General features: G+C 53.1%; 9 protein-coding genes. 6 read left to right on the top strand and 3 right to left on the bottom strand.

Features of this window, described 5'->3' with window-relative positions; translation table 11 throughout:
* Positions 1–605: AMP-binding protein (locus B3P58_RS05515; RefSeq protein WP_286716447.1), on the bottom strand; the 605-nt coding region annotated here is incomplete at its 3' end.
* A gap of 399 nt (positions 606–1,004) precedes the next feature.
* On the opposite strand from B3P58_RS05515, the gene B3P58_RS05510 reads away from it, so the two are divergent.
* On the top strand, positions 1,005–2,123 hold the full coding sequence (locus tag B3P58_RS05510; protein ID WP_145471004.1) for a putative solute-binding protein: 1,119 nt from the start codon (positions 1,005–1,007) through the stop codon (positions 2,121–2,123).
* Positions 2,124–2,169: 46 nt separating this feature from the next.
* Here B3P58_RS05510 and nhaR read toward each other — a convergent pair whose 3' ends face one another.
* A complete protein-coding gene (nhaR, locus tag B3P58_RS05505; RefSeq protein ID WP_286716446.1) occupies positions 2,170–3,075 on the bottom strand; it encodes a transcriptional activator NhaR in 906 nt (301 codons plus the stop codon).
* 103 nt (positions 3,076–3,178) lie between these two features.
* Between nhaR and B3P58_RS05500 the strand changes: the two genes are divergently transcribed.
* The 4 genes from B3P58_RS05500 (at position 3,179) to B3P58_RS05485 (ending at position 5,379) form a co-directional block, all read left to right on the top strand.
* A complete protein-coding gene (locus tag B3P58_RS05500) occupies positions 3,179–3,895 on the top strand; it encodes a Bax inhibitor-1/YccA family protein (protein ID WP_286716445.1) in 717 nt (238 codons plus the stop codon).
* A 120-nt stretch (positions 3,896–4,015) separates the two neighbouring features.
* Positions 4,016–4,330 (top strand): hypothetical protein, encoded by a 315-nt coding sequence (locus tag B3P58_RS05495; RefSeq protein WP_286716444.1) that lies wholly within the window; start codon positions 4,016–4,018, stop codon positions 4,328–4,330.
* 100 nt (positions 4,331–4,430) lie between these two features.
* Positions 4,431–4,970, top strand: coding sequence for a glutathione peroxidase (locus tag B3P58_RS05490; protein ID WP_286716443.1), 540 nt, complete (start codon positions 4,431–4,433; stop codon positions 4,968–4,970).
* A gap of 13 nt (positions 4,971–4,983) precedes the next feature.
* Positions 4,984–5,379 carry a GFA family protein gene (locus B3P58_RS05485; protein WP_225691851.1) on the top strand — a complete coding sequence of 132 codons (396 nt, stop codon included), beginning with the start codon at positions 4,984–4,986 and terminating at the stop codon, positions 5,377–5,379.
* A gap of 63 nt (positions 5,380–5,442) precedes the next feature.
* Here B3P58_RS05485 and B3P58_RS05480 read toward each other — a convergent pair whose 3' ends face one another.
* Positions 5,443–6,519, bottom strand: coding sequence for an alkene reductase (locus B3P58_RS05480; protein WP_286716442.1), 1,077 nt, complete (start codon positions 6,517–6,519; stop codon positions 5,443–5,445).
* A gap of 172 nt (positions 6,520–6,691) precedes the next feature.
* Here B3P58_RS05480 and B3P58_RS05475 point away from each other — a divergent pair, with 172 nt between their 5' ends.
* Positions 6,692–7,615 (top strand): D-2-hydroxyacid dehydrogenase, encoded by a 924-nt coding sequence (locus B3P58_RS05475; protein ID WP_286716441.1) that lies wholly within the window; start codon positions 6,692–6,694, stop codon positions 7,613–7,615.
* The last annotated feature ends 76 nt before the right edge of the window (positions 7,616–7,691 follow it).

Raw genomic sequence — 7,691 nt, 5'->3', positions numbered from 1 at the left:
TTGCCAACCTTCAGGTCCGGGGCCAGAGCCTGCCAACTCCAGCCGTAAGAACCAAAGGTGTTAACCACCCCTTTCGGATTACCGGTGCTGCCAGAGGTATAAATAATGGTCATGGTGTCAGAGGCATCAGGAACCGGCGAGCTGGCCAGCGGTGGTTGCTGCAGTAATTCCGGCCATTGATAGCGGGCAGGTATATCGCCATACGGCATAGCGAAACGGGTAATGTGGCTGTCGATGGCGGCACACTGGTGTTCGGTATCGTCCAGCTTGCCAATAAATATTGCCTTACAGTTACTGTGGGCAAGCACGTAGCGGATGGTTTCCTGCCCGGCGGTAAAATAAATGGGTACTGAAACATGCCCGGCCATCATGATCGCCAGGTCGGTAATAAACCACTCGGCACAGTTCTTCGACAGAATGGCGATGTGTGAACCTTGTTCGAAGTTCTGCGCAATCAGTGCGTTAGCGATTCTGCGTACCTGATCACCCACCTGTGCCCAGGTGAAATCATGAAAAACCCCATCAATTGGCTGGCGCAGGTAGACGGCATCCGGTGTGGTCTTTTCCCAGTAATAAAGCATTTCGAGAGGTGTCTTGACTGACATGCGTAAATCCTTGTTATTTTTATTGCTGAATTTCGGGCTGTTCACACAGTAATAATTAACTCATTTTTGTTCTGTTAAGAATGGTAAATTGCTGAACAACTGAACACTGATAGCCCACTCCGTTATCACCTGTTTTGTCGAGATCGATTACAGAGGCATAGTTAGCAGTCTGTTTTCTTATTCTGTGCTTTGCACTGGCCTGTCGTAACGGTTATCTCCGGCAATAAAAAGGGTTATAAAGGCAGATTACAACATTGTGGATACGGCACCGTTTATATTTAATGCGCGCTGATTCACAGATATAAGGCCCAAAGGGATAAGCCTTGTATGGTTCATGTCCTTTACTGCCAACAATAAAAACAACAACAACCATAAACACCACATCAGCAGGATATTCGGATGATCAAAGGCCTATGGGTTGCCTGCCTGGCAACAGTATTACTTGGCATGCACACGGTGAGTGCAGCGGAACGCGATGCCAAGCAGCAGGATAAGCTGCAGGCAACGGTAATGAGTCAGAATCTGCCTCTGGAAAAACGGATCAGGGCACTGAAGAAGCTGTACGCTGACCAGCTGGAGAATGGCAAAATCAATCGCAGTTTTTGCGTCTGGGATATGCTCGGAAAGGCCGGTCCGGTATTTGCCGCCGTGGATGATCAGAAGCTCCGTTCGCTGCATTATGGGCTCGACCTCACCATTATCGCCTATCAGGACGAGGACAGTCTGATCAACGATCTGACATCCGGGCAGTGTGATGCCGCTCTGATCAGCGGTAGTCGCGCCCTCAGCTTTAACCGCTTTGCCGGTACGCTGGAAGCACTGGGTGGCATCCCTGATGTGCAGCACCTGCAGATGCTGATGCAGGTGGTTGCCAGCCCGAAAATGGCTGACAGGCTGCAGGAAGGGGATTATGTCGTGCTGGGGGTGGCTTCTCTCGGGGAAAACTACGCCTATTCCGGCAGTAAGACGCTGCATAAATTTGCCCAGATGGCCGGCAAAGATCTGGTCGTGCCGGACAGCGATGTATCGTTACGCGCGCTGGCCGGACAGCTGAAAGCCAATGCCCGTCCGGGAGGTCTGCTGACCAGTGTCGATCAGTTTGTCAGCGGGCAGGCCGAAGCCATGCTGGCGCCACTGGTTGCCTATCATGTTGCTGGTGCCGGTAAGGCAAAACAGGGTATGGGAATAATGAACATGCCACTGTCGCAGTCGACCATTCAGCTGATTGGCCGCAGTGAACGTTTCCCGATCGGTCTGGCACAGATTCTGCGCGAAGATTTCTTGTTCAAGTTCGATAACTACGTTAAACGGGTTGAAAAAGAGCGGGCGAATATTCCAGCATCGTTCTGGATAGATGTACCGGCCGCCGATCAGGCCAGAGAGCAGGCACGTCTGCGTGATCTGCGTATCGCTCTGCGTGATAAAGGTGTGTACGACCCTCTGATGCTTAAACTGCAGCGCAAAATCCGCTGCAAAGTGGACCCAACCCGCAACGAGTGTCTGAACCCGGTCGAGTAACTTCTGGCTCATGTTCAACTGGTCAGGAGTTCCGCTGGTAAGGAGTTCAACTGGTCAGAAACCCATCCTTGGCGCGGTCAGTAATCAGTCTGACCGCATTATGGCTGATGCGGCGTTCGGCCGAGATGGCATAGAATTCCTGTACCAGATCATTCACTTCCCCGACGCATTTCACCTGATACTTGCGGCAGATTTCGTCGCGGATAACGGCTGGTGCAAAGAAAAATCCATGGCCTTCATTACCGAAGGCTTCCAGCAGAGCGGAGTCATCAAACTCACCGGCAATCTGCATGGGAATGCTCAGGCGGTCGAGCCAGCTCAGCAGCTCGGTGCGCAGACCAGAAGCGGTATCGGTCGGCAGCAGCAGTGGGGCATCGCGCAGGCATTCAGGAAACTCCCCCAAATAGCGTTCACGCAGTGCCGGAGCGGCAAAGCAAGCCAGCGTGCTGCGCCCAAGCAGGTGGTTAAAGCAGCGGATATTCATCCCGGAAGGAATCGGACTGTCGGCCAGCACCAGATCCAGACGGTGCACGGCCAGCTCACCCAGCAGAATAGGCATCTGTTCTTCGTGGCAGACGATGCGCATGCGCCCGGATAAACTCAGCGCCGGTACCAGTAAGCGGTGGGCGATGGACTTGGGCAGCGCATCCACAATACCCACGCGAAATTCCAGTGGTCGTTCGGTCGCTCCCTGGTGCATCACTTCCTGCAATTCATCACCGAGGCGGAACATCTCGCGGGTGTAATCCAGCGCCACCCGTCCGGCGTCGGTCAGCTCCAGTCCACGCCCAGCCTTGGCAAACAGGGCATTGCCAAGATCTTCTTCCAGCAGCCTTAGCTGACCGCTGATGGTTTGCGGTGTCACATTCAGCCGTTTGGCGGCGGCAAGAATACTGCCTTCTGCAGCCACCGTATGAAAGTAGAGCAGGTGTTTATAGTTAAGACGTTTCATAAACTGTTCGTAAAAACCGATGTATTGGTGCAAGATAATTCGAATATTATTTTGTATTCGCGCTGCCTACAATGGCGCAATCTCTTACAAACAGGAGTTGGCAATGAATCGTCCCGATTATCTGAACATGAAGTCTGCATCCGCTGAGCCGGTGGTTGTACCGGCTGAACAGAATCAGGCGTATGACACGCAGGCCGTGGATGGCCGTAAAGTACTGCGTAACACTTATATGCTGCTGTCCATGACACTGATCTTCAGTGCGGCTGTGGCAGGTCTGTCGATGGCCTTTAACTGGCCGCATCCGGGTATCATCCTGACGCTGGTGGGCTACTTTGGTCTGTTATTTCTGGTTGAGAAAACCAAGAACAGCGCGATGGGTATTGTCTCAGTATTCGCACTGACCGGTTTTATGGGCCTGACTCTGGGACCAATCGTCTCTATGTATGCCAAACTGCCGGGCGGCACCGATATGATCGCCATGGCACTGGGTACTACCGGCCTGATCTTCCTGACTATGTCTGGCTGGGTGCTGAGCACCGGTAAAGACCTGAGTGGTATGGGCAAAACCCTGATGGTGGGTATTCTGGTCGCCTTCGCTCTGTCTATTGGTAACCTGTTCCTGGGTCTGCCAATGATCTCTCTGGCGGTATCAGCCATGTTTATCATGCTGATGAGCGGCCTGATTGCTTACCAGACCAGTGCCATTATTCACGGTGGTGAGACGAACTACATCTCCGCAACCGTTACCCTGTACGTTGCCATCTACAACCTGTTCCTGAGTCTGCTGCAGATTCTGGGTGTGATGGGCTCCGACGACTAACGATTTCTCTGTGCTCGAGAAGCTCGCCGCAGCACCTTTGGTCTGCGGCTTTTTTTTTGCCTATTATCCGGCGACCTGGCGGTTGATACGTCTACACTTCCCTGATATCCGGAGAGGTTTATGCGCGTTTATTGGGTCACTTTTTTCAGACGGTTATTGGCAATTCTGACGGCAGGGATATTGTTTCTGGCGCCAGTGACGTATGCCGAATGCCTTGACCGCGACGCCAAAGCGGCCAGCGACGATAAAGCCAAAAGCTACTTCAAAACGGCCGAAATTTTTCATCCGGCCCGGGTGCTGAAAGTGCACCATCCCAGCCGCCAGAAAGAGGTGGCCAGCTACGTAAAAACCGGTAAAAAATACTACAGCATCTTCACTCTGGTGAATGAAGATTGTCAGGCGCATTTCATCAAGCGCACCCGTCAGGGCGATTAGCGGCGTTAGCCTGCAAGCATTGTTTCCATTTCTGGTCGTTGACCAGCTGCGTTTATTCCTTCAGCCTGTGATCTGTAAAAACCTACTGCGGAGATCAGGTATGAGCATTTACGATATTCAGGTTAAAAACATTCAGGGCGAGACTCAGGCGCTGAACGATTACCGCGGCAAAGTGCTGCTGCTGGTGAACGTAGCGTCCAAATGCGGTCTGACGCCGCAATATGAGGGGCTTGAAGCTCTGTACAAGGCTGAAGCGGCTAATGGGCTGGAAGTTTTAGGTTTTCCCTGCAACCAGTTTCTCGGACAGGAACCGGGCAGTGAAGATGAAATTCAGCAGTTCTGCAGCCTTACCTATGACGTTACCTTTCCTATGTTCGCCAAGCTTGAGGTAAATGGCCCGGGGCGCCATCCGCTGTACCAGCAATTAATTGCAGCTCAGCCAAAAGCCATTGCCGGTGGTGCGCTGAAAGAAAAGCTGGCCGCCAAAGATCTGCTGCCAGCCAATGACAGTGACATTATGTGGAATTTTGAAAAATTCCTGATCGGTAAAGACGGTACGGTTCTGGCCCGTTTTGCTCCTGATCTGCAGGTCACCGATGCGGTGGTGGCAGATGCAATCCAGCGTGCGCTGCAAGCCTGATAAGGAGATCGTTATGCTGACAGGCAGCTGCTTGTGTAATGGAATTCAGTATCAGATCGATGGCGAACTGGGTCAGGCCATGGTTTGTCATTGTGGCAAGTGCCGTAAATCCAATGGCAGCGCCTTTGCGGTTAATGCGGCGATTAAGGTCGATGAATTCCGCCTGCTGAAAGGGCAGGAACTGGTGGGGGAGTTTGAATCCACGCCGGGGGTATTCCGTACCTTCTGTAAAAACTGTGGCTCGCCGTTGTACAGCCGGCGACCATCCATGCCGGATATTTACCGGCTGCGTATCGGCACGCTCGACACCGATGTGCAGGTAAAACCCGTGGCCCATATTTATATGGGCTCAAAAGCCTCCTGGGATCAGCCGCACGACGATATTCCTCAGTACGACGAGCGTCCCTGATCAGATCTGCGGGGTATAAAAAATCCTGCGCTGGATATTAGTCCGGTGCAGGATTTTTTATTTTCAGGCCGTCATAAACGGATAATCGGTATAACCTTCAGCACCCTGGGTATAGAAGGTATTCTGATCCGGTGTGTTCAGCTCTGCTCCGGCCTGAACCCGTGCAGGCAAGTCCGGGTTGGCGAGAAAACCGGTGCCAAAGGCAACAGAATCGGCTTTTTCGGCAGCAATAATGGCCGCCGCTTCATCGGCGCTATAACCCATGTTCAGCATCAGATGGCCCTGATAATGTTCACGCGCAATACTCACCACATCCGCCTGCTGCACGCCAAAGAAATCGGCACGCATTAAATGCAGATAAGCCAGATTAAAACGGTTCAGGTGTTTGGCCAGATACTCGGTCCAGGCCAGCGGATCACTGTCGCGCATATCGTTAAAACTGTTCAGTGGCGATAAGCGCAGACCCACGCGGCCACTGCCGATTTCAGTGGTAACGGCGTCGAGAATTTCGGTCAGAAAACGGGCACGGTTTTCCAGCGAACCGCCGTACTCATCCGTGCGCTGGTTTGAGCCATCGCGCAGGAACTGGTCAATTAAATAACCGTTGGCACCGTGAATTTCCACACCATCAAAACCGGCAGCAATGGCATTGGCTGCGGCTTTGCGGAAGTCATCAACAATGGCGGTAATTTCTGTTTTGCTCAGAGCACGTGGCACGCTGTAAGGTTTTTTACCTTCCGGTGTGTGCACTTCGTCATTAATGGCAATGGCGCTTGGGGCAACCGCTTCGGTGCCGTTATTCAGCAGCGGATGGGCCGCACGTCCGGCGTGCCAGATCTGCATAAAAATACGGCCACCGGCTTTATGCACGGCGTTGGTGGTCAGCTTCCAGCCTTCAACCTGCTCAGCAGAGTAAATACCCGGATCATTACCAAAGGCAGACGTGCGGGGCGTTACCATCGTGCATTCAGTAATTAACAGACCGGCACTGGCACGCTGAGCATAATATTCGGCCATCAGTTCATTGGGCTGGTGGCCAACGGCGCGGCAGCGGGTGAGTGGCGCCATCACGAAACGGTTGGGCAGGGAAATATCGCCTGTGATGGTGGCGTTGAACAGAATCTGGGTATCGGTGGACATACATTCTCCGGGATGAATGAGTAATTTACTTATTGCGATAACTATATAGGGCCGCAGTGTCGGATTTCACCCGCCGCCACAGCAACAGACTGTTGTATTGAGCGTTATAGTCACTAACAATGGGCTGAATTCAGCAGGCCTGATCCACACATCCTGAACTGGGACGCCGAACATGATGAAAGCCGTATTACTGGATGCCGACACGCTCGGCTCTGGCGTTGATTTAAGCCCGATCCGGGCGCTGGTCAGCGAACTTCGGGTATTTACCCGTACCAGCCCGGAACAGTTGGAAGAGCATCTGGCTGATGCCGAACTGATTCTTACCAACAAGGTGCAGATACCTGGCTGGGCTATGCAGGGCCGTAAGGGCATTCTGGTGCTGGCCACCGGCACCAACAATATCGATATGGACGCTGCCCGGGCGCAGGGTGTACCGGTGCGCAACGTCAGCAATTACGGCACGCACTCGGTGGCACAGCACACCCTGATGCTGATTCTGGCACTGGCGGCGCGCTTGCCGCGTTATCAGCACGATATCCGTGGCGGTGCCTGGCAGCAAAGCCCGTTCTTCTGTTTGCTGAATCACAATACGACTGAGCTGGCGGGTAAAACCCTGGTGATTGTTGGTCAGGGCACGCTGGGCAGTGCCGTGGCTAAACTGGCTGAAGCCTTTGGAATGACGGTGATGTTCTGCGCCCGTCCGGGAGCAGAAGATGACAGCCGCCTACCTTTTGAGCTGGCGATTGAGCAGGCTGATGTGCTCAGTTTTCATTGTCCGCTGAATGAACACACCCGGCACCTGCTCAACCGCGACAATATCGACCGCCTGAAACGCGGCTGTCTGGTGGTGAACTGCGCACGCGGTGGCATCATCGATGAAATGGCCGCACTCTGGGCGTTACAGTCTGGGCATCTGGGTGGGCTGGCTGTGGATGTATTACCGGTAGAACCACCAGACGAAGGACACCCGCTGCTGTCCGCGCTTAAGCAGGGCAATCTTAATCTGATTGTTACTCCGCATAACGCCTGGATCAGTCCGCAGGCACGGCAGAATATTATTAATCTGACTGCCGACAATATCCGTATGCTGGCGTAAATTTTCACGCCCTTTACTAGGGCCTGTCGACACTAATTAAACAGACCTGTTATCGGCTAAAAATTTCTCAGGCAAG

Origin of the sequence: Thalassolituus sp. UBA2009, from assembly GCF_002335285.1 — a bacterium.
GTDB lineage: Bacteria > Pseudomonadota > Gammaproteobacteria > Pseudomonadales > Oceanobacteraceae > Venatoribacter > Venatoribacter alkanivorans.
The sequence above is the reverse complement of the archived record's forward strand: the minus strand, read 5'-3'. Positions and strand labels throughout refer to the sequence as shown.

Bases quoted from the DNA above. Each gene is read 5' to 3' on its own strand.
- B3P58_RS05510 (WP_145471004.1), top strand. From the start codon at position 1,005: ATGATCAAAGGCCTATGGGTTGCCTGCCTGGCAACAGTATTACTTGGC.
- nhaR (WP_286716446.1), bottom strand. From the start codon at position 3,075: ATGAAACGTCTTAACTATAAACACCTGCTCTACTTTCATACGGTGGCT.
- B3P58_RS05500 (WP_286716445.1), top strand. From the start codon at position 3,179: ATGAATCGTCCCGATTATCTGAACATGAAGTCTGCATCCGCTGAGCCG.
- B3P58_RS05495 (WP_286716444.1), top strand. From the start codon at position 4,016: ATGCGCGTTTATTGGGTCACTTTTTTCAGACGGTTATTGGCAATTCTG.
- B3P58_RS05490 (WP_286716443.1), top strand. From the start codon at position 4,431: ATGAGCATTTACGATATTCAGGTTAAAAACATTCAGGGCGAGACTCAG.
- B3P58_RS05485 (WP_225691851.1), top strand. From the start codon at position 4,984: ATGCTGACAGGCAGCTGCTTGTGTAATGGAATTCAGTATCAGATCGAT.
- B3P58_RS05480 (WP_286716442.1), bottom strand. From the start codon at position 6,519: ATGTCCACCGATACCCAGATTCTGTTCAACGCCACCATCACAGGCGAT.
- B3P58_RS05475 (WP_286716441.1), top strand. From the start codon at position 6,692: ATGATGAAAGCCGTATTACTGGATGCCGACACGCTCGGCTCTGGCGTT.